Raw genomic sequence first — 20,846 nt, forward strand, 5'->3', positions numbered from 1 at the left:
GGGCTTTTTTATAAATAGGTAAAAAATAAAATAAATCTCACCGCTTGTTAGATGTTCAATGGTAATTGCCATTGAATCTCTTCTAAACCCTTTGAACGTAGATATTCATTCGTTTTAGAAAAATGGCGACAGCCTAAAAAACCACGATGTGCTGATAATGGTGAGGGATGCGGTGCCGAAAGCACGCAATGACGGGAACGGTCGATGAACTGCCCTTTTTTCTGTGCATGGCTTCCCCATAATAAAAAGACAAGATTTTCCCGATGTTGATTAAGTTGGTGAATGACTCTATCCGTAAATCTTTCCCAACCAATGTTCGCGTGAGAATGCGCTTTGCCTTGCTCCACAGTTAGAACAGTGTTAAGTAGCAACACACCTTGTTTCGCCCATTCAATCAAATAACCATGTTGTGGAATTTGAAAACCCACATCTTGAGCTAATTCTTTATACATATTAACAAGTGAAGGCGGTGGTGCAATACCCGGTTTAACCGAAAAGGATAATCCATGCGCTTGATTCGGTCCATGATAAGGATCCTGACCTAAAATGATCACTTTCACGTCCTTAAATTCGGTTAAGGCAAAAGCACTAAAGACTTCATTTTGTGGTGGATAAATGGTTTTTCCTGAAAGGCGTTCTTGATGAACAAATTGTAAAATCTGTTGAAAATAGGGCTGTACTTTTTCTTCCCCGATAGCATCTGTCCAAGTGTTCATAGATGATCCTGTTTTAATATTGTAGAAAATAAAATAACCGATTAACAATAGATTATTTTTTAGACTATTATCAATTTTTTATATAAATTTGCTTAAAAAACTCTCGCTTTTTTATAAAGAAACGCTAAAATACTCAAAATTTTTTGAAAGTTTAAACTTTTTTTATAATTATCCCCAACAAATTAGGAGCGAAAAATGATTAAAGGTGTACAAATCACTGAATCAGCAAACAAAAACTTATTAAACTCTTTCTGGTTGTTAGACGAAGAGAAAAACGAAGCACGTTGCTTAGTGGCTAAAGGTGATTTCCAAGAAGACCAAATCGTTGCAATCAGCGAATTAGGTCAAGTTTCTTACCGTGAAGTACCAGTAAATGTTGCCCCAACAATCAAAGTTGAAGGTGGTCAGCACTTAAACGTAAACGTATTACGTCGTGAAACGTTAGAAGATGCGGTAAAAAACCCTGAGAAATACCCACAATTAACTATCCGTGTTTCTGGCTATGCAGTGCGTTTCAACTCATTAACTCCAGAACAACAACGTGATGTAATCACTCGTACTTTCACAGAAAGCCTATAATTAAGATTTCTGCTAAAGCCCTGTCATTGACAGGGCTTTTTTTTGTCAATGGCATCAATAGCGATAAAAAAACCGAGCATAATGCTCGGTTCTTAAATTCTGAAATTAGCGACGTAAACCTAAACGTGCGATAGTTTCTGAATATTTAGCAAGATCTGTACGTTTTAAGTAGTCTAATAATTTACGACGACGTGAAACCATACGTAATAAACCACGACGACCGTGGTGATCTTTTTTGTGCTCTGCAAAGTGTGCTTGTAAGTGGTTGATTTGTGCTGTTAAAAGCGCGATCTGAACTTCAGATGAGCCAGTATCTTTTGCATCACGACCAAATTCAGCAACGATTTTTGCTTTTGCTTCTACGCTTAGAGACATTTTTTACTCCTAAAAAGTAGTTAAGTTTATATTCATCAATAGCCGATCTCTAATTCAGCTACGACACGAAGTTGCGTATTCTAAAGACAAATGCATTGAAGTGCAATGCATTTGTTCTAGAATCTCCTAGATTAATGTTTATCTGATTGACTTTGTGGCTGAAGATACTCTTCTTTATTTGGGTCCACCTGTTTGGATTTGCGGATCATCGGCTCAATAGTTGTACCCTGTACAAGAATGGAGAACATCACCACAGAGTAAGTCATCACAAGAATCAAATCTTTCACATCAATCCCATTAGCATAAGCAGTTTTGGCTGGGATAGAAAGTGCCATTGCTAAGCCTAAACCGCCACGCAACCCGCCCCACGTCATAATTTTGAGAGTATAAGGGTTGTAAGAACGGAACTGTTGTAACGCTTTGTATGGAATCCATAAGCTTAAATAGCGTGATGCCAAGCAGATTGGAATTGCCAAAATCATCATCACGATGCCGTAAATGTTGAAATCGACTAACAAAATTGCAAAACCGATTAAGAAGAACAGCAATGAATTTAGGAAGTGGTCGATCATTTCCCAAAAGTGATCGAGATAACGTTGGCTTTGTTCTGAGAAACCTGAACGGCGAGTCCAGTTCCCGATCATAATCCCTGCAACGACCATTGCTAACGCCCCTGAAACGTGTAAAACGTTATTGGCAAACATAAAGCCAGCCGTTGGAATGGTAAGAGTTAACAGGATTTCCAAGCTACCGTCATCGGTAGAAGAAATAAGAATGTGTGCCAAAAAGCCGAGAACGAAACCGAATAAAATACCGCCAATAGCTTCATGTAAGAATAAACTCATGATACCGCTAAATGTCGCTTCTTGCCCACCAAATGCAACAGCAAAAACGGTAATAAAGATAACCAAACCTACACCATCATTAAATAAAGACTCACCTTCAACTTGCATTGATAAGCGTTTTGGAGCCCTTAGGTTTTTGATAATCGCTAATACGGCAATCGGGTCTGTAGGTGAAATTAACGCACCGAAAACAATACAATAGATTAAATCTATCTGTAAGCCGATTAAATTTGCCACACCATAAACAAAGAAACCAATAATCAAGGTAGAAGCAAGCGTTGAAAATAAAGCAAAAATCGTGATTTCCCATTTCTGATCTTTCAACACCGGCAATTTAATACCTAAAGAGCCTGCAAAAAGCAAGAAGCCTAAAATCCCGTTTAGCAAGAAGCTTTTGAAATCAATTTGTTCCATAACCTCTGTTGCAATAGCATCAAGATTAAACCAGCCTAGTGTTCCGAGTAAAAGGAGTAACATTGATCCAATCATTGCTGCGGCGGTAATTGCAATAGTAGATTGTACTTTATCACTGATTTTATGAGTGATAAAACCCAGTAAAATAGAGAGTGCCGACAGAAAGCAAATATAAGCGTAAATACCCATATGGTATCCTTATAAAAACAAAAAAGAGAAGGAAATTTCCTACTGTAAGTGAGAAATGAATTAAACCAAATTTTAAACAAGATTGCAAAAATTAAACTCATACAATCGGTTACTTTTAGCAGTTCTTTTGCAAAGTAAAAATTTGAGAATTCCTTGCTTTACAGTATAATCACAACAATTTTTTACAATTTTAGGAACAGAACAATGATTGAAAAAATGCATGAAAAAACAAATGGTCCGATCTTTAAAATCGTTTTTGCCTTAGTTTCTCTCTCTTTTGTATTAGGGGGGATTGGTGGCGGATTAATGGCTACTGATAATTCAGTCGTTAAAGTAAATGGCGAGGAAATTTCACAGCAAGCTTTTAGCAGAGCCAAAACACAACAACAAAATATCTTAAATCAGCAATTAGGTTCTCAGTTTTGGGACTTAATGGATACTCCTGCATATGCAAAACAATTTCATGATTCTATCCTAAATGGTTTGATTGATGATGAGCTATTACGCCAATATGCAAAAGAGTTAAAAATTGACATCAGTGCAGATCAAATCAAATCTGAAATTGTAAACAGCGAAGCTTTCCAACAAGATGGTAAATTTAGCAACAATCTTTATCAACAAACCTTACGTAACAACGGCTTAACCGCAGATGGCTATGCGGCTATTGTTTATGAAGGAATGCTTTTTGCTCAAATCCAAGATGCGATTATAAATAGCCAATTCACCGTGCCAGCTCAACAAGAATTACTTGCAAAACTATTACTTCAAAAACGCGAAGTTCGTTTAGCTACATTTGCTATTGCAGATGAAGCCAAAAAACAAACTGTCTCTACGGAAGAGCTACAAGCTTATTATGATTCGCATAAGGCAAATTTTATTAATCCAGAAAAACTCACTGTGGAATATATCACTGTTGAGCCAAAAGATTTGGAAAATAAGGTTCAAGTCAATGACGAACAAATCAATACTTATTACCAAACAAACAAAGCAAAATACGTTACTCAAGGTGAAGCAAAAATTGCACATATCCAAGTAGCAACAGAAGCCGAAGCTAAAGAAATTGCGCAAGCCTTAGCTCAAGGTAACGATTTTGCAGCCTTAGCAAAAGAAAAATCCACGGATAAACTTTCTGCGACTCAAGGTGGTAATTTAGGGTGGGCAAAAGCAGGTATATTCCCGAAAGCATTTGAAGATGCAGCAAACGCTTTAGAAGTTGGAAAAACAAGCCAACCAGTTAAAGTAGACAATACTTATCACATTATTAAAGTATTAGAGCGTAATGCTTCAACAGAAGTCCCGCTTGAAAAAGTAAAAGCTCAGATTGCAAATACTATTCGCCACGAACTATTGCTTACAGAATATGCCAATACGACTCGTGATATGGCAAATTCGGCTTTTGAAAACAATAGTTCATTAGATACTGTTGCTAAAGTAGGAAATCTAACCTTACATAAAACAGAAGCTTTTACACGTAATAATGTGCCTCAAGCATTAAATAATGAAAAAGTTTTACGTGTTTTATTTGAAGGTGAACTACGTCAAAATGGACAAAATTCTGAAGGTATTGATATCGGTGATGAAAATAATCCAAAAACGATGTTTGTTCGAGTAAGTAATTACCAAGCAGAAAATACACAAACTTTCGACGAAGCTAAAATTGCTTTAGAAGAAGCTGTTAAACAACAAAAAGCAGAAAAAGCATTAGAAACAAAAGCAACTGAAATTGTCCAAGTATTGAATAAAGGAGAACATGCAAATGTTACTTTTGGAAAACCTGAAGAGCTAGTATTTGCTCAATCACAAATGGTAGATCCAATACTAACTAAAACGGTTTTTTCAATGGCAAAACCTTCAGAAAAACCAACATATCAAACTGCACGTAATGCAAATGGTGATATTGTTGTGATTGCGCTAGATAAAATAATTGATGGTTCAGCAGATGCATTTAAACCACTAAAAGCTCAATTTAATCAAGCAGAACGTACCGTATTACGTAACGAATTACTAAATGATTTACGTCAACGTGCAAAAATTGAAGTAAACCAAGATTTTATTGATCAACTTGAAAACAGCAAGTAATCTAAAATAGATTTTGTTAAAAAAATGTGATTGACATTACCAATGAATTTAAGCAAAATCTACATTAATTTTTAATCTTCAGGGCAGGGTGAAATTCCCGATCGGCAGTAAAGTCTGCGAGCCAGCGTGAAAACAACGGCAGGAACTGGTGAAATTCCAGTACCGACAGTATAGTCTGGATGGAAGAAGAGCAATGAATATCTACACTCGAACTCAGTTCGAGTGCTTTTCTTATGCTTTTAACGCCTTGATATCGCGAGATTTCAAGGCGTTTTTCATATTCCCCCCTTTGAAAAAGGGGGCGATGGGGGATTTAGCAGATTTTTTGCTAAATTTGAGTTTTAAAAATCCCCCTTAATCCCCCTTTTTCAAATGGGGAGATTTCTATCCCTGCCCCCAATTTACCGAAAACCCAAATGACACACGCTTTTTTTATGACCCGAGCCATTGAGCTTGCAGAGCTTGGTAAAGGCTGGACAAATCCTAACCCGTTGGTAGGTTGTGTGATTGTTAAAGACGGCAAAATCATTGCCGAAGGCTATCACCAACGCTATGGCGAATGGCACGCTGAACGTAATGCAATTTTGCATTGCAAGGAAGATCTCGCAGGAGCAACGGCTTACGTTACCCTTGAGCCTTGCTGTCATCACGGTCGTACACCGCCCTGTTCTGAACTGTTGATTGAACGGGGGATTAAAACAGTGGTGATAGGCTCAAGCGATCCTAATCCCCTTGTCGCTGGCAAAGGCGTGGCACAGTTGCGTCAAGCTGGGATTGAAGTGATTGAAAAGGTCATGCAGGCGGAATGTGATGCCTTGAACCCGATTTTCTTTCACTATATCCAAACCAAACGCCCCTATGTGCTGATGAAATATGCGATGACTGCGGACGGCAAAATCGCCACTGCCACAGGCGAGTCTAAATGGATCACGGGGGAACAAGCTCGGGCAAACGTACAATGTACACGTCATCAATACAGTGCGATTATGGTCGGGGTAGAAACGGTGTTGGCGGACAACCCAATGCTGAACAGCCGTATGCCGAATGCCAAACAGCCTGTGCGTATCGTCTGCGATAGCCAACTACGAACGCCGTTAGATTGTCAGTTGGTCACCACCGCCAAAACCTATCGCACCATTATTGCAACGATCTCGGACAATTTGCAAAAAATTGAACAATTCCGACCGCTTGGAGTGGAAGTTTTAGTCTGCAAAGCGAAAGACAAGCGGATTGATTTGGCTGATCTTATGCAAAAATTGGGAGAACAGGGCATTGACAGCCTGCTACTTGAGGGCGGTTCGCAGTTGAATTTCAGTGCCTTAAAAGCAGGGATCGTAAACCGAGTGCATTGTTATATCGCCCCAAAATTAATCGGTGGTGTGAATGCAAAAACACCTATAGGTGGCGAAGGGATCGGTGTGTTGGCAGAGGCGGTGAAATTGCAAAATGCAAAGGTTACACAGATTGGGGAAGATTTGTTGATTGATTATGAAATTGTAAAGTAGGGACACACTGCGTGTGTCCGAAAATAAATTCAAATGAAGAAATACAGCGGACACACGCAGTGTGTCCCTACAGGGAAAATTTATGTTCACAGGCATTATCGAAGAAGTCGGCAAGGTCGCCAAAATCCACAAACAAGGGGAATTTGCGGTTTTAACCATCACAGGCAACAAAATTTTTACCGATATGCATTTAGGCGACAGCATTGCGGTGAACGGAGTCTGCTTGACCGTCACCGAATTTGGCACAAACCATTTTTCCGCCGATGTGATGTCGGAAACCTTAGCTCGCACATCATTAGGCGAATTACAGCCGAACAGCCCCGTCAATCTTGAACGAGCTATGGCGGCAAACGGACGCTTTGGCGGACATATCGTGTCAGGTCATATTGACGGCACGGGCGAAATCGTCAGCATTACCCCAGCAAATAATTCGGTTTGGTATCGCATTCGCACCACTGCAAAATTGATGCGTTACATTATTGAGAAAGGCTCGATCACCATTGACGGCATTAGCTTGACAGTGGTGGATTGCGATGATGAAAGTTTCCGTGTGTCAATCATTCCGCATACTTTGAGCGAAACGAATTTAGGTACAAAGAAAGTCGGTAGTATCGTTAATTTAGAAAATGATGTGATCGGTAAATATGTGGAAAAATTGCTCTCGCCAAAACAGAGCGAATCGCAAAGCAACATTACCGAAGAATTTTTAAAGAGAGTTGGGTTTTAAGTAGGGTGGGTCTTGACCCACCATAAAAAATAGAATTCGTTAGTGGTGGGTCAAGACCCACCCTACAATGAAAAAAGGAAAGCAAATGTTTCAATTTTCAACAGTAGAACAAGCCCTAGACGCTTTGCGTCAAGGCAAAATTATTATTGTCAGCGATGACGAAGATCGTGAAAACGAGGGGGATTTTATCTGTGCAGCGGAATTTGCTACCCCTGAAAATATCAATTTTATGGCAACGTACGGTAAGGGATTGATTTGTATGCCGATTTCAACGGCGATTGCGAAAAAACTCGATCTGCCACAAATGGTTTCTTACAACACCGATAACCACGAAACCGCCTTTACGGTGGCGATTGACCATATCGACACGGGAACGGGCATTTCTGCCTTTGAGCGTTCATTAACCGCACTGAAAGTAGTGGACGACAACGCCAAACCGAGCGATTTTCGCCGCCCTGGGCATATGTTCCCACTGCTTGCCAAAGAGGGCGGTGTGTTGGTGCGTAACGGACACACGGAAGCAACGGTCGATCTCGCTCGTCTTGCAGGCTTAAAACACGCAGGGCTTTGTTGTGAGATTATGGCTGATGACGGCACAATGATGAAAATGCCTGAGCTACAAGCCTTTGCTACTAAACACAATATGCCGTTTATCACCATTGCCCAGTTGCAAGAGTACCGCCGTGCTAAAGATTGTTTAATCGAGCAAATTTCTGTGGTGAAAATGCCGACCAAATACGGCGAATTTACCGCCCACAGTTTTATCGAAAAAATCACGGGCAAAGAACACGTTGCACTTGTTAAAGGCGAGATTGGCAATGGCGAAGAAGTGTTGTGCCGTATTCACTCCGAATGTTTAACTGGCGATGCCTTTGGTTCACAACGTTGCGACTGTGGTCAGCAATTTGCTGCAGCAATGGCACAAATCGAGCAAGAAGGCAGAGGCGTGTTGCTCTATTTACGCCAAGAGGGACGTGGGATCGGCTTAATCAACAAACTACGAGCCTATGAATTGCAAGACAAAGGTATGGACACGGTCGAAGCTAACCTAGCACTTGGCTTTGGCGAGGACGAACGTGAATACCATATCGGTGCTCAAATGTTCCGCAGTTTAGGGGTGAAAACGATCCGCTTGCTGACCAACAACCCAGCGAAAATCGAGGGGCTACAACAGGTGGGCTTAAATATCATAGCCCGAGAGCCGATTATGGTCGAACCCACAAAACACGATTTGGATTATCTCAAGGTAAAACAGATCAAAATGAGACATATGTTTAATTTCTAACCTTTTTACTCTCTCCCGCTTGCGGGAGAGAGACAGCTCAAAATAGCGTCAGGCTATTTTGAGCAGAGAGAGGGGAACATCAATTTATTTCACAAATAAGGAAAAGCAAAAATGGCAACTATCACAGGTAATTTAGTCGCAACAGGATTAAAATTCGGCATTGTATGTGCAAGATTTAACGATTTTATCAACGACAAACTTTTAAGTGGCGCTATCGACACGCTAGTCCGTCACGGTGCAAACGAAAGCGATATTGACACCGCTTGGGTTCCAGGTGCGTTTGAAATTCCGTTAATTGCGAAAAAAATGGCGGAAAGCGGTAAATATGATGCGGTAATCTGCTTAGGCACCGTTATTCGTGGCTCAACCACCCACTACGACTACGTCTGTAACGAAGCGGCAAAAGGCATTGGTGCAGTGAGCTTACAAACAGGCGTACCCGTGATTTTCGGCGTATTAACTACCGAAAACATCGAACAAGCCATTGAACGTGCTGGCACAAAAGCAGGCAACAAAGGCTCTGAATGTGCTTTAGGTGCGATTGAAATGGTGAATGTGTTAAAAGCACTTTAATAAAAAATGGCGAAGAGACATTATGACTCTTCGCCATTTTAGTATTCAACATCTATTAGATTAGCAAAAATACTGCCTGATAAGGCTTCAATATTATTTGTTCTGCATTCATCTCTACATCATCGTAGTTATTCATAAGAACTTTGCCTTGAACCTGAATTTTCACAGTTTGACTTTGATTACTCAGATTTGATACGACGGTTAATTTTTCAGCTGTAGTAGTACGTTGATAAGCCCAAACCGATGGATGTCCAGGGAGTAAGTCCTGATAATCTCCGTCCGTCAGCACAGCTAACTTTTTGCGTAGTTGAATTAACGCTTGATAAGTATAGAACACCGAATTTTTATCCGCCAAAGCTTGCTCCACGTTGATTTTAGTATAGTTGCGAGCGGCATCAATCCACGGTGTACCAGTGGAAAAACCAGCGTTTTTTGAGCCGTCCCATTGCACTGGGGTGCGGGCGTTATCACGGGATTTTTGTGCGAGAATTTTGATAATCAACGCCTCGTCCACACTTTTTTCTTTCAATTCTGCATAGGCATTCAGGCTTTCTACATCACGATATTCTTCAATGGTTGAGAAATTCGGGTTGGTCATTCCGATTTCTTCCCCTTGATAAATATACGGCGTGCCTTGCATGCCGTGGAGCAACATCGCAAGCATTTTTGCCGAAGTGGTGCGAAGTTCGCCTTCGTCCCCAAAGCGCGACACAATGCGTGGTTGGTCGTGGTTGCACCAAAACAACGCATTCCACGCTTTGTTGTGCATACCTTGTTGCCAATAGTTGAAGATCGACTTCAATTCCACATAATCAGGCTGTGCGTATGTCCATTTTTCGCCGTTTGGATAATCTACTTTTAAATGGTGGAAATTGAAGGTCATCGACAATTCTGAGCCGTTTAAATTGGCGTATTGCTGACAATGTTCCAATTTAGTTGAAGACATTTCGCCCACGGTCATTAACCCAAATGGCGTTAAAGCGTTTTGATTTAACATTTGTAGATATTGATGAATTTTAGGGCCGTCCGTATAAAAACGGCGACCATCGCCTTCAAAATCGTCTTCAAATTTTTCAGGTTTAGAAATCAAATTCACCACGTCTAAACGTAAGCCGTCAATGCCTTTTTCTGCCCAGAATTTGCAGATGTCAAAGAGTTCTGCACGTAATTTTGGGTTTTCCCAGTTCAAATCCGCTTGTTCAGGGGCGAACAGGTGTAAGTAGTATTTTTGCGCTTTGTCCGACCATTTCCACGCAGAACCGCCAAATTTCGATTTCCAGTTGGTCGGCTCTTCTTTCCAAATATAGTAGTCGTGGTATTCGCTGTTCGGATCTTCGCCTTGTTTAAACCACTCGTGGAAAGTCGAGCTGTGATTAAACACCATATCCATCACAATGCGAATGTTGCGTTTGTGTGCCTCGGCGATCAGTTGTTCAAAATCCGCCATCGTGCCGTAACTTGGATCGATATTGCGGTAATCAGCAATGTCGTAGCCGTTGTCGATTTGTGGCGAAACGTACATTGGCGTAATCCAAATGCCGTCAATGCCAAGGGTTTGAAGATAATCAAGGCGTTTAATAATCCCTTGAATATCGCCTGTGCCTGAACCTGTCGTATCTTGGAAAGATTTCGGGTAGATTTGGTAAATAACGCCGTTTTTCCACCAGTTTTTGTTATTCATCTATATTTCTCTCAATAAGATTGATGACAAGCGGTCAGATTTTGCAAAAACTTTGCAAATCTGACCGCGTCTCATTATTCAATTTCGCCTTTCATTGCTTTGCGTTTATATACCATCATAGTTAATAAAATCGGCACGACAATCGCCACTAACATCGCAATCGCAAAGGTTCCCCAGTATTGATGTTGAATAGAAAGAATGCCAGGTAGACCACCCACACCGATACTACTTGCCAACACACCAGCAAAACCACAGACTAATGCCGCACAAGCAGAACCGATCATCGCACAGAGCATTGGGAAGCGGTATTTTAAGTTGATACCATACATTGCAGGCTCGGTTACACCTAAGTAAGCAGATAATGCTGCAGGTACTGCCACTTCACGCACGCTCGCTTTTTTCGCCATAATTAACACTGCTACAACTGCAGACGCTTGCGCAATATTTGAAAGGGCAATTAACGGCCAAACTGGTGTACCGCCAATGCTTTGGATCATCTGCATATCAATTGCTAGCGAGGTTTGGTGAACACCAGTTACTACTAACGGCGCATATAAGAAACCAAATAGCGCTGCACCGATTGGGGCAAACTCACCCGTCATTGCTGCTTTCACCACATACGCTACGCCGTTACCAATTTCACGACCGATAGGACCGATAATTGCGTGAGCTAAGAACACCGCTAAAATGATTGATGTGACTGGTACGATAATTAAATTTAAGAAATCCGGCACGATTTTCGTTAAGAAACGCTCGATATAAGAAAGGGTTAAACCTGCCATAATCGCTGGGATTACTTGCGCTTGATAGCCGACTTTATCAATCGAGAAGAAGCCAAAATCCCACACTTCTGGAATTTGTGAACCGAGTGCGTAAGAGTTCATCAATTGTGATGAAACCAAGGTTACACCAAGCACAATGCCTAAAATTGGTGAAGTCCCCATTTTACGTGCGATTGACCAACAGATACCGACCGGTAGGAAGAAGAAGATCGCTTCGCCAATCAGCCATAAGAATGAGTGCATACTCGCCCAAAATGCGCTGATTTCGACTAATGTTTTGGTGCCATCTTCAAACATTTTGATGTCGCCGATCACGTTGCGGAAGCCTAAAATCAAACCTCCACTGATAAGTGCTGGCAACAATGGAATAAAAATATCCGCCATATGCGAAATCGCACTTTCGTACCATTTTTGGTTTTGGCGTGCCGCCGCTTTGACTTGCTCTTTATCCACACTTGCCAAGCCGGTTTTTTCAAGGAGCAATTTGTAATAATCGCCTACTTCTTGCCCGATCACCACTTGATACTGACCACCCGTTGAGAAGTTCGCTTTTACCATTGATAGCTCTTCGATTGCTTTCGCATCAATTTTGCTTTCATCATTTAATACAAAACGTAAGCGAGTAATACAGTGAGTGACGGTCGCAATGTTGTCACGACCACCAATATATTCCACAAGTTTATCGATATTTTGTGGGTCAATTTTTTGTTTAGCCATAATGAATCCTAAAAGGAGTGAAAAATTGTACAAATTATAAATTTAGCTAAAAAATTATCAATGGGAACGTTCCCAATATGTGATCAAGATCACAAAAATTAAACGGAATAGAAAAATAAAGGACGGCTAAGCGTCCTTATTGAAGATTAGAGTGAAATATCTCGTCGACCGACAAAAGAGTGAGAAAGGCTTGTACCATCTACCATTTCAAGTTCACTACCAACTGGGATACCATGAGCAATACGTGTTACCTTGATATTATGTACAGAACACATTTCTGCAATGTAATTTGCGGTAGCATCGCCTTCAATCGTAGGGTTTGTGGCCAAAATAACTTCGTGGAAGGATTCGTTTTCTAAACGTTGTTGTAATAAGTCTAAACCAATTTCACGCGGACCTATGCCATCCAAAGGTGATAAATGTCCCATCAAGACAAAATAGCGTCCTGAAAATTGCCCAGTTTGTTCAATCGCCTGAATATCTGCAGGCATTTCAACAACACAAAGTTGCCCACTCATTTGACGGCGATAGTTTTGACAAATAGCACATTCACCTTCTTCAGTAAAAGTGCGACACGATTTGCAATGTCCGATGTGAGTCATTGCTTCGCTTAAGGCCTTGGCTAAATTAACACCACCCGAACGATTACGTTGTAGGAGATGGTATGCCATACGTTGAGCGGATTTTGGTCCTACGCCTGGTAGAACTCGTAGGGCTTCCATAAGATTTTCAAGTAAAGGACTACTTTGCATAATTCAGTTAAACCGCTTAAAAGTGAGAGGGGCAAATACGATTTGCCCCTACAAATATCTTCATTTATAAAATTAGAATGGGAATTTCATTCCTGGTGGTAACTGCATACCTGCAGTGACGCTTGCCATTTTCTCTTTTTGCATTTCATCGGCACGACGCACAGCGTCATTAAAAGCTGCCGCAACTAAATCTTCTACCATCTCTTTATCATCTTCCATTAATGATGGATCGATTTCGATACGGCGACAGTTATGCGCACCATTAATCGTTACTTTGACTAGCCCTGCACCAGACTCTCCCGTCACTTCTAACTGCGCAATCTCTTCTTGCATTTTTTGCATACGCTCTTGCATTTGCTGAGCCTGTTTCATTAAGCCGCCTAAGCCACCTTTTCCAAACATTTGATAACCTCGTTATGAATTAATAAAAAACGCTCGCATTCTACTGAACCAAGCCAGTCGGTGCAAGCGGTAAGATTTAAGGAATTTTTTGCAATTAGCCTAATGCCACATCTAATGTCATCATAATCACAAAGCCAAGCATTAAACTGAGTGTTGCAATATCAGTGTTACCGTTGCTTTGGGATTCGGGTATCAGCTCTTCAACCACCACGAAAATCATTGCACCCGCAGCAAATGCCAAGGCATAAGGTAAAATAGATGTCATTGAGATCACAAAGACTGCGCCAAGTACAGCAGCGATAGGTTCGACAATGGCAGAAAGTGAGCCGTAGGTAAAGGCTTTCATTCGGCTATTCCCTTCACCACGAATCGGTAAAGCAAGGGAAGACCCCTCAGGGATATTTTGCAAACCAATACCGATAGCCAAACCAATTGCCCCCATAAGAGAAGCATCCACCCCAGCGACATTAGTTGCCACTGCACCAAAAGCTACGCCAATAGCCAAGCCCTCAGGAATGTTATGAATGGTGATCGCTAAAAACAGCAATGCCGACTTTGGTAATTTACGTTTTAATTCAATCCCTTCCGCTTCTTCTATCGGCTTACTTAAATGCAAATGTGGCACAATATAGTCAACAGCTCGAATAAAAAAGCCACCGGCTAAAAAGCCCACTGCGGCAGGAATCCAGCTCAAGCTACCATAAGTTGGTTCTGCATACTCTAAAGATGGTGCGAGTAAAGACCAAAAGGATGCTGCAATCATGACACCACCCGCAAACCCCATCATTGAGTCGAGAATTTTACGATTCACCGTTTTAAAGAAAAAAACAAAAGCAGAACCAAAAATAGTACAAAACCAAGTAAATAATCCTGCAAGTAGTGCTTGCATAGCTGGATGTAAAGATAAAAAATAATCGAGCATCATATTATCTACTTTTAAAATTCAGCATTAATTCGGCTGCTAGTTTGCTGATATTCTTTCGCCAAATATGGATTAATTTCATCCCAATATAGCGTTAAATAAATATCCCCCATAGCATAAGGTCCTAGTGAATAAGGTGGATAAGCAAAAGTAAGTCCCTCTTCTGAAAAATAAAATTCACCAGATAATTCAAAATCAGCTTTTGCAGTAAAAGTTTCTTTTTCACCCGTCATTTCATACCACTGTTCAACATAACGATTCCAAAGTTTTTCTTGAATAGCGTTTTGATTTTTTTCTGAAAAAAGATCGGAAATGGTTAGAATAATACGCTTATCAACATCAATATTCAGATATCTTACCCAATGCATTCCGTGTGCACCGCCGGTATAGCTTTGATGTACTTGAGAAAAAAGAACTAAATTATTACGCTGCCATAAATAATTACTCTCAAGGACTTCAGTCAAAGCAATAGCAGAATCTTCTTTCGCAGAAGCAATCATTTCATTTAGTTGCTTTTGCAAAATAGTCAAAGCCATTTCTTTTTCTTTCCCTTTATCCGCTTTAGCAGGTGGAACCTTATTCCCTTGAGCATCAAAACTTCTTCCCCAATTTTGAATAAATTCAGCATAAATTAACTCATTTATCCATTCCACATTGGTTTTAGGCATTGTCACACCTAATTGTACTGGCGTCTCTTCACGGAAAAAATCATTCTCTTCATTCGGATCTTTTTTATGCTTAACAATCTCTTTTTTATCAAAAATCGTCTCTATTTCAACTTTTAAAGCAGGAAAAACTGATTTTGCCTTTTCTACTTGTACGGTAAGTTCCGCAATAGATTTATTGGCATCAGCTAACTCAGTTTTAGCTTTTTCTACATCCGATTTTAATTGAGTAACTTCTTGTGTCGATTGCTGCACTTGAGCCATTAACGCATTTTTTTCTTTATCATCACAGGCTGAGAGTAAAAAAACAGATGACACCAGTAATGCAATGAGTGATTTTTTCATAAAAACTCCTATCAACGAGTATTAAAACAAGCGGTAAGATTCAGACAAAATCTTACCGCTTGTATCCATTAAATTTTAGTTTTATCGCGAACCGCGCCTTTATCTGCTGAGGTTGCAAAATGTCCATAGACTTTCAATGCAAATGACACTTCACGTTGGCGGTTAGCAGGTTTCCAGCCTTTCGCATCTTGCTCTGCACGGCGTTGAGCCAGTTCAGTCTCAGGCACAACCAACTGAATAGAGCGGTTTGGAATATCAATGTCAATGGTATCGCCGTCTTTCACTAAGCCGATTAAACCGCCTGCTGCTGCTTCTGGTGAACAGTGTCCGATAGACAAGCCCGATGTACCGCCTGAGAAACGTCCATCAGTTAATAACGCACAAGCCTTACCTAAGCCCATTGATTTTAAATAGCTGGTTGGGTAGAGCATTTCTTGCATACCCGGTCCGCCTTTAGGGCCTTCGTAGCGGATCACCACCACGTGTCCTGCGCGCACTTTACCGCCTAAAATACCTGCAACGGCATCTTCTTGGCTTTCAAATACGATGGCTTCGCCTTTGAATTTTAAGATTGATTCATCCACGCCAGCGGTTTTGACGATACAGCCGTCAAGGGCGATATTGCCCGATAACATTGCCAAACCACCATCTTGGCTATACGCAAATTCTTTGCTACGGATACAACCATTTTGACGGTCGTCATCAACGCTATCCCAACGGGTGTCTTGCGAAAATGCTTTCGTGGTACGAATGCCCGCTGGTCCTGCACGGAAGAATTTATGTACGGCTTCATCTTTGGTTAACACAATATCGTATTTAGCGATTTGTTCCGCAAGGCTTAAACCTAACACCGTGCGAGTTTGGTTATTAAGCAAGCCTGCACGGTCTAATTCACCTAAAATCGCCATAATGCCGCCGGCACGGTGAACATCTTCCATATGGTATTTTTGTGTGTTCGGAGCGACTTTACTTAAACAAGGCACTTGGCGAGAAAGACGGTCAATATCCGCCATTGTGAAATCGACTTCCGCTTCTTGTGCTGCTGCTAATAAGTGTAAAACCGTATTGGTTGAACCGCCCATCGCAATATCTAAGCTCATTGCGTTGTCAAAAGCTTCTTTGGTGGCGATAGAACGTGGTAAAACCGAGTCATCATCTTGTTCATAATACTTTTTGCATAGTTCCACAATTTGTGTACCTGCGTCTAAAAAGAGCTGTTTGCGGTCGGCGTGGGTCGCAAGGCAAGAACCGTTGCCCGGTAAGCTCAAGCCTAAAGCTTCCGTTAAGCAGTTCATTGAGTTGGCGGTAAACATTCCTGAGCAAGAGCCACAGGTTGGGCAAGCTGAACGCTCAATTTGATCGCTGACTTCATCGGATACATTCGGGTTTGCACCTTGGATCATCGCATCAACCAAATCTAATTTAATGATTTGATCGGATAATTTGGTTTTCCCGGCTTCCATTGGGCCGCCTGAAACGAAAATGGTCGGAATGTTCAAACGCAACGCTGCCATTAACATTCCTGGCGTGATTTTATCGCAGTTGGAAATACAGACCATCGCATCGGCACAGTGAGCATTCACCATATATTCCACGCTGTCGGCAATCAAATCACGGCTAGGCAATGAATAAAGCATCCCGCCGTGACCCATTGCGATACCGTCATCAACTGCAATAGTATTAAACTCTTTCGCCACACCGCCCGCTTTTTCGATCTGCTCGGCAACCAACTGTCCCATATCTTTTAAATGAACATGTCCCGGTACAAACTGCGTAAATGAGTTCACCACCGCAATAATCGGCTTACCGAAGTCGTTTTCTTTCATTCCTGTTGCACGCCATAAGGCACGTGCACCCGCCATATTGCGACCTTGCGTACTAGTCGCTGAACGTAATTTAGGCATAATCTCTCCAAGTTTTGATGTTGTGTTAATTTAAAATTGTTTAATGAAGTTACTATATAAACTACTTTATATTGAAATTAATCAAATGACACTGTTCTTCCTTAACATAATCTAATGCTAATAATACTTTCATTAAGTCATATTGTTCTGAAAAAACATAATATTTTTTATTTTTTTCAGGATCTGATGAACTTAAGAAAAAGACATCAGCAATTCGATCTGACTCTACCTGAAAATAGCTAGTACTAAAAAAACCTCCTATCTTTGTTGGATTTAATCCTAATAAATAGAGTACTTCAAAAGGTAAATGCTCAGGTATATTAATTAGTTTATTAAATTTTTCCAAAATACGTTTATTTAACTCTTTTGCGTGTGGATGCCCTTTATATAGAAAAATATAATCATCATATTGGTGATAATACTTACCTTCAGGATATATCATATTCTCTATAATTTGAGTATGTGCATTTTCTAAAAAATTTAAAAGATTACTATCACAATCAAACATTGTTGTTCCTGTAAAAACAAAGGTTTTATTGTTTTTGAACAAATCAATTATTTGATTTTCATATTTAGTATCAAGATCTAACAAGGTAAGAAATAATCTCTTTTGCTCTTGATTAAACTTATGAAAATGGTTAAATGACATTTTATGGTAATTAATCATCTCTGATTTTAACGGAGCAAGAGAAGCTAGATCTAAAACTTTTGTATCTAAAAGATGATAATGTGTAGTGAATATTTCTTGCCACAAGTATCGAAATACACCTAAAACAGAAATAGTTGCTTTACCTGCATGCAATAAATTTGCCATCTGATTCTTATGAAAAGCAACAAGTTCTTCCAAATCAGAACGTTGAGATAATGTATAAAGTTGTCTTGGTCCTTCTGCTCCATCATCATAAAGATGTAAACATATAGAATGACATTTTCTTTCTTCTAGAGAAAATAATATATCTAATAACGATGCTAAAATGACAAATGAGTGTGTCAAATTAACATGTAAGTTTAAAACCATCTTCTGATCTATATTTTTCAATACTCCAAAGCATAACTGTTTAAATTCATGTTGTGCATCTATTTCTGATTTAGCAAAATAGATTTTTCCTGCAGGATATTGTTCAATTACTGAATCTGGAATTTTAAAACGCCCTAAGCCAAATAATCTAATTGTATCTTTATCCTGATAATTCTCAATAAAGTGAAAAAAATAATTCAATGTAGGAATTGTGGCAAAATCTAAATAGATTTCAACTTTTTGATATTCTTCTTTATTCATTCTTATGATTTCCTATTCGCCTGTACCATTGCCATTAAGCCACTTAATCCTGCCGACACTTTCTGTTGACGTTCTTGTTCGCTCAGTTTAGGTTTATCTCGCTCCCACTGCAAGTCATCTTGTGGCAATTCAAGTAAAAAACGGCTAATTTCAGGCTTAATTATCTCACCATATTGACGACGTTCTTTACAGAGCGAAAAAGTCAGCGTCTGTTGCGCGCGGGTAATGCCCACATAGGCAAGACGGCGTTCTTCTTCCACATTATCTTCATCAATGCTGGTTTGGTGGGGCAAAATGCCCTCTTCCATACCGATTAAAAAGACGTGCGGAAATTCTAGCCCTTTGGATGCGTGAAGCGTCATCAGTTGCACTTGATCGCTTTCGTCATCGTCTTCGCTGCGTTCCATCATATCCCGTAGAGTCAAATTGGTGACGACCTGATTTAAATTCATCGGCTCGCTGATTTCATCGCCCTCCAGCATTTTTTCCACCCACTCAAACAGCGTTTGCACATTACGGCTCTGCATTTCTGCCGATTTCGGTGTCGCCGCCGTTTCATAGAGATAGGCTTCATACTGAATTTTCGCTAACATCTCTTGAATTGCAGATTTTGGCTCGGATCTGACCGCTTGATCAGACAATTCCACCACCCAACGAGCAAAGTCCTGCAAGGCTTGATACGGTTTTGGGGTGAGCCGTTGGATCAGCTCGAAATCAAAAATCGCTTCAAACAAACTTACCTGTTTTTCATTCGCCAGTTGCCCCAACTTTTCCAGCGTTGCCGCGCCGATTTCCCGTTTTGGCGTGTTCACAATGCGTAAAAAGGCGGCATCATCGTCTTGATTGACCAACAACCGCAAGTACGCCAACATATCCTTAATTTCCGACTTGGCAAAAAAGGACGTACCGCCCGAAATTTTGTAGGGAATGCGGTTTTGGATCAGCAATTTTTCCAACAGACGAGACTGGTGATTGCCACGATACAAAATCGCATAATCTTTGTACTTGGTTTTGCGTGAAAAACGGTGTGCAATTAACTCGCCAACAATCCGCTCCGCTTCGTGTTCCTCATTTTTGGCTTCAATCACATTGAGCTTTTCGCCCTCGCTTAATTGCGAGAACAAACGTTTGTCAAACAGGTGATCGTTGTTATCGATCAAAATGTTGGCACAGTGCAAAATCCGTTGGCTTGAGCGGTAATTTTGCTCAAGTTTAATCACTTTCAACTGCGGAAAATCGCTCTGCAACCGCCCCATATTTTCAGGCTTCGCTCCTCGCCACGAGTAGATCGACTGGTCGTCATCGCCAACCACCGTAAAATTACCATCCGCACCGACCAACAGTTTAATCAACTCGTACTGGCTGGTGTTGGTGTCTTGATATTCGTCCACCAACAGATAGCGAATTTTCTGCTGCCAACGTGCTTTTGCTTCGGGAAAACGCTTGAACAGCAAAGTAGGCAACATAATCAGATCGTCAAAATCCAACGCATTATAGGCTTTGAGCTGGTTTTGATATTGATCGTAAAAATGGCTAAACACCCGTTCTCGATCGGTTTTGGCAAGTGCTATGGTCTGTTCCGGCGAAAGCAGATCGTTCTTCCAGTTGGAAATGGTCGAAATCAGCAACTTCAACAGATCTTTATCTTCCGCCACATTTTCAGGTAACAGATGTTTGAGCAGGGCAAGTTGATCGTGTTCATCAAACAGCGTCATACCCGATTTGTAGCTGAGCAGTTTATGCTCACGCTTTAAAATCTCAAAACCGAGCGTATGGAAAGTGGAAATGGTCAATCCCCGACTGCTCTCTTTGCCAATCGAATGTGCCACACGCTCACGCATTTCACGGGCGGCTTTGTTGGTAAAAGTCACGGCGGCAATCTGCTTTGGCGAATAACCACAACGGGCGATCAGGTGAGCAATTTTGTTGATGATCACCCGTGTTTTGCCCGAACCAGCCCCCGCCAGCACAAGGCAAGCCCCATTCACATATTCCACCGCTTGTTGTTGTTGAGCATTGAGTTTCATGATATTTCCTTTGATGTAAGCGGTGTGATTTTAGAGATTTTTTGCAAATTGTCGAATAAAACTGACCGCTTGCCTTTTGAATG

Annotated in this window: 18 protein-coding genes and 1 riboswitch; of the genes, 6 read left to right on the forward strand and 12 right to left on the reverse strand. The window is 40.8% G+C overall.

Features of this window, described 5'->3' with window-relative positions; all coding sequences use genetic code 11:
* Positions 1-47: 47 nt before the first annotated feature.
* Positions 48-716: a uracil-DNA glycosylase gene (gene ung / locus C5N92_RS09330; RefSeq protein WP_111750586.1), complete on the reverse strand. Its 669-nt coding sequence runs from the start codon at positions 714-716 to the stop codon at positions 48-50.
* Positions 717-911: 195 nt separating this feature from the next.
* Here ung and grcA point away from each other — a divergent pair, with 195 nt between their 5' ends.
* Positions 912-1,295: an autonomous glycyl radical cofactor GrcA gene (gene grcA, locus C5N92_RS09335; protein WP_111750587.1), complete on the forward strand. Its 384-nt coding sequence runs from the start codon at positions 912-914 to the stop codon at positions 1,293-1,295.
* Positions 1,296-1,400: 105 nt separating this feature from the next.
* Here the strand turns inward: grcA and rpsO are convergent, their stop codons facing one another.
* Together rpsO and C5N92_RS09345 are read right to left on the reverse strand one after the other, a co-directional pair.
* Entirely contained in the window at positions 1,401-1,670 is a 270-nt protein-coding gene (rpsO, locus tag C5N92_RS09340; RefSeq protein WP_005597777.1) for a 30S ribosomal protein S15, read from the reverse strand.
* 131 nt (positions 1,671-1,801) lie between these two features.
* Positions 1,802-3,118 (reverse strand): cation:proton antiporter, encoded by a 1,317-nt coding sequence (locus tag C5N92_RS09345; protein ID WP_111750588.1) that lies wholly within the window; start codon positions 3,116-3,118, stop codon positions 1,802-1,804.
* Between the two features lie 204 nt (positions 3,119-3,322).
* Here C5N92_RS09345 and C5N92_RS09350 point away from each other — a divergent pair, with 204 nt between their 5' ends.
* The 5 genes from C5N92_RS09350 to ribH all read left to right on the forward strand — a co-directional run bounded on the left by C5N92_RS09350 (position 3,323) and on the right by ribH (position 9,287).
* The gene (locus C5N92_RS09350; RefSeq protein ID WP_111750589.1) at positions 3,323-5,197 is read left to right on the forward strand and encodes a SurA N-terminal domain-containing protein; all 1,875 of its coding nucleotides are present in this window, start codon (positions 3,323-3,325) and stop codon (positions 5,195-5,197) included.
* Between the two features lie 70 nt (positions 5,198-5,267).
* Positions 5,268-5,392: riboswitch (FMN riboswitch) on the forward strand.
* A gap of 221 nt (positions 5,393-5,613) precedes the next feature.
* Entirely contained in the window at positions 5,614-6,702 is a 1,089-nt protein-coding gene (ribD, locus tag C5N92_RS09355; RefSeq protein ID WP_111750590.1) for a bifunctional diaminohydroxyphosphoribosylaminopyrimidine deaminase/5-amino-6-(5-phosphoribosylamino)uracil reductase RibD, read from the forward strand.
* A gap of 82 nt (positions 6,703-6,784) precedes the next feature.
* The gene (gene ribE, locus C5N92_RS09360; protein WP_111750591.1) at positions 6,785-7,429 is read left to right on the forward strand and encodes a riboflavin synthase; all 645 of its coding nucleotides are present in this window, start codon (positions 6,785-6,787) and stop codon (positions 7,427-7,429) included.
* Positions 7,430-7,514: 85 nt separating this feature from the next.
* On the forward strand, positions 7,515-8,714 hold the full coding sequence (locus C5N92_RS09365) for a bifunctional 3,4-dihydroxy-2-butanone-4-phosphate synthase/GTP cyclohydrolase II (RefSeq protein ID WP_111750592.1): 1,200 nt from the start codon (positions 7,515-7,517) through the stop codon (positions 8,712-8,714).
* Positions 8,715-8,825: 111 nt separating this feature from the next.
* Positions 8,826-9,287 carry a 6,7-dimethyl-8-ribityllumazine synthase gene (gene ribH / locus C5N92_RS09370; protein ID WP_111750593.1) on the forward strand — a complete coding sequence of 154 codons (462 nt, stop codon included), beginning with the start codon at positions 8,826-8,828 and terminating at the stop codon, positions 9,285-9,287.
* A gap of 55 nt (positions 9,288-9,342) precedes the next feature.
* Here ribH and treC read toward each other — a convergent pair whose 3' ends face one another.
* The 9 genes from treC to rep form a co-directional block, all read right to left on the reverse strand.
* Complete coding sequence (treC, locus tag C5N92_RS09375; RefSeq protein WP_111750594.1) at positions 9,343-10,968, reverse strand: alpha,alpha-phosphotrehalase; 1,626 nt, start codon at positions 10,966-10,968, stop codon at positions 9,343-9,345.
* Between the two features lie 74 nt (positions 10,969-11,042).
* Positions 11,043-12,467, reverse strand: coding sequence for a PTS trehalose transporter subunit IIBC (gene treB, locus C5N92_RS09380; RefSeq protein WP_111750595.1), 1,425 nt, complete (start codon positions 12,465-12,467; stop codon positions 11,043-11,045).
* 146 nt (positions 12,468-12,613) lie between these two features.
* A complete protein-coding gene (gene recR, locus C5N92_RS09385) occupies positions 12,614-13,219 on the reverse strand; it encodes a recombination mediator RecR (protein WP_111750596.1) in 606 nt (201 codons plus the stop codon).
* 72 nt (positions 13,220-13,291) lie between these two features.
* The gene (locus C5N92_RS09390) at positions 13,292-13,621 is read right to left on the reverse strand and encodes a YbaB/EbfC family nucleoid-associated protein (protein ID WP_005712069.1); all 330 of its coding nucleotides are present in this window, start codon (positions 13,619-13,621) and stop codon (positions 13,292-13,294) included.
* Between the two features lie 94 nt (positions 13,622-13,715).
* Complete coding sequence (locus tag C5N92_RS09395; protein WP_111750705.1) at positions 13,716-14,543, reverse strand: ZIP family metal transporter; 828 nt, start codon at positions 14,541-14,543, stop codon at positions 13,716-13,718.
* A 14-nt stretch (positions 14,544-14,557) separates the two neighbouring features.
* The gene (locus C5N92_RS09400) at positions 14,558-15,553 is read right to left on the reverse strand and encodes an RsiV family protein (RefSeq protein WP_111750597.1); all 996 of its coding nucleotides are present in this window, start codon (positions 15,551-15,553) and stop codon (positions 14,558-14,560) included.
* 68 nt (positions 15,554-15,621) lie between these two features.
* Complete coding sequence (gene ilvD / locus C5N92_RS09405) at positions 15,622-17,457, reverse strand: dihydroxy-acid dehydratase (RefSeq protein ID WP_111750598.1); 1,836 nt, start codon at positions 17,455-17,457, stop codon at positions 15,622-15,624.
* A gap of 61 nt (positions 17,458-17,518) precedes the next feature.
* Complete coding sequence (locus C5N92_RS09410; protein WP_111750599.1) at positions 17,519-18,736, reverse strand: hypothetical protein; 1,218 nt, start codon at positions 18,734-18,736, stop codon at positions 17,519-17,521.
* Positions 18,737-18,738: 2 nt separating this feature from the next.
* Positions 18,739-20,763 carry a DNA helicase Rep gene (gene rep, locus C5N92_RS09415; protein ID WP_111750600.1) on the reverse strand — a complete coding sequence of 675 codons (2,025 nt, stop codon included), beginning with the start codon at positions 20,761-20,763 and terminating at the stop codon, positions 18,739-18,741.
* Between the last annotated feature and the right edge of the window lie 83 nt (positions 20,764-20,846).

The organism is Glaesserella australis (assembly GCF_003260095.1).
Lineage (GTDB): Bacteria > Pseudomonadota > Gammaproteobacteria > Enterobacterales > Pasteurellaceae > Glaesserella > Glaesserella australis.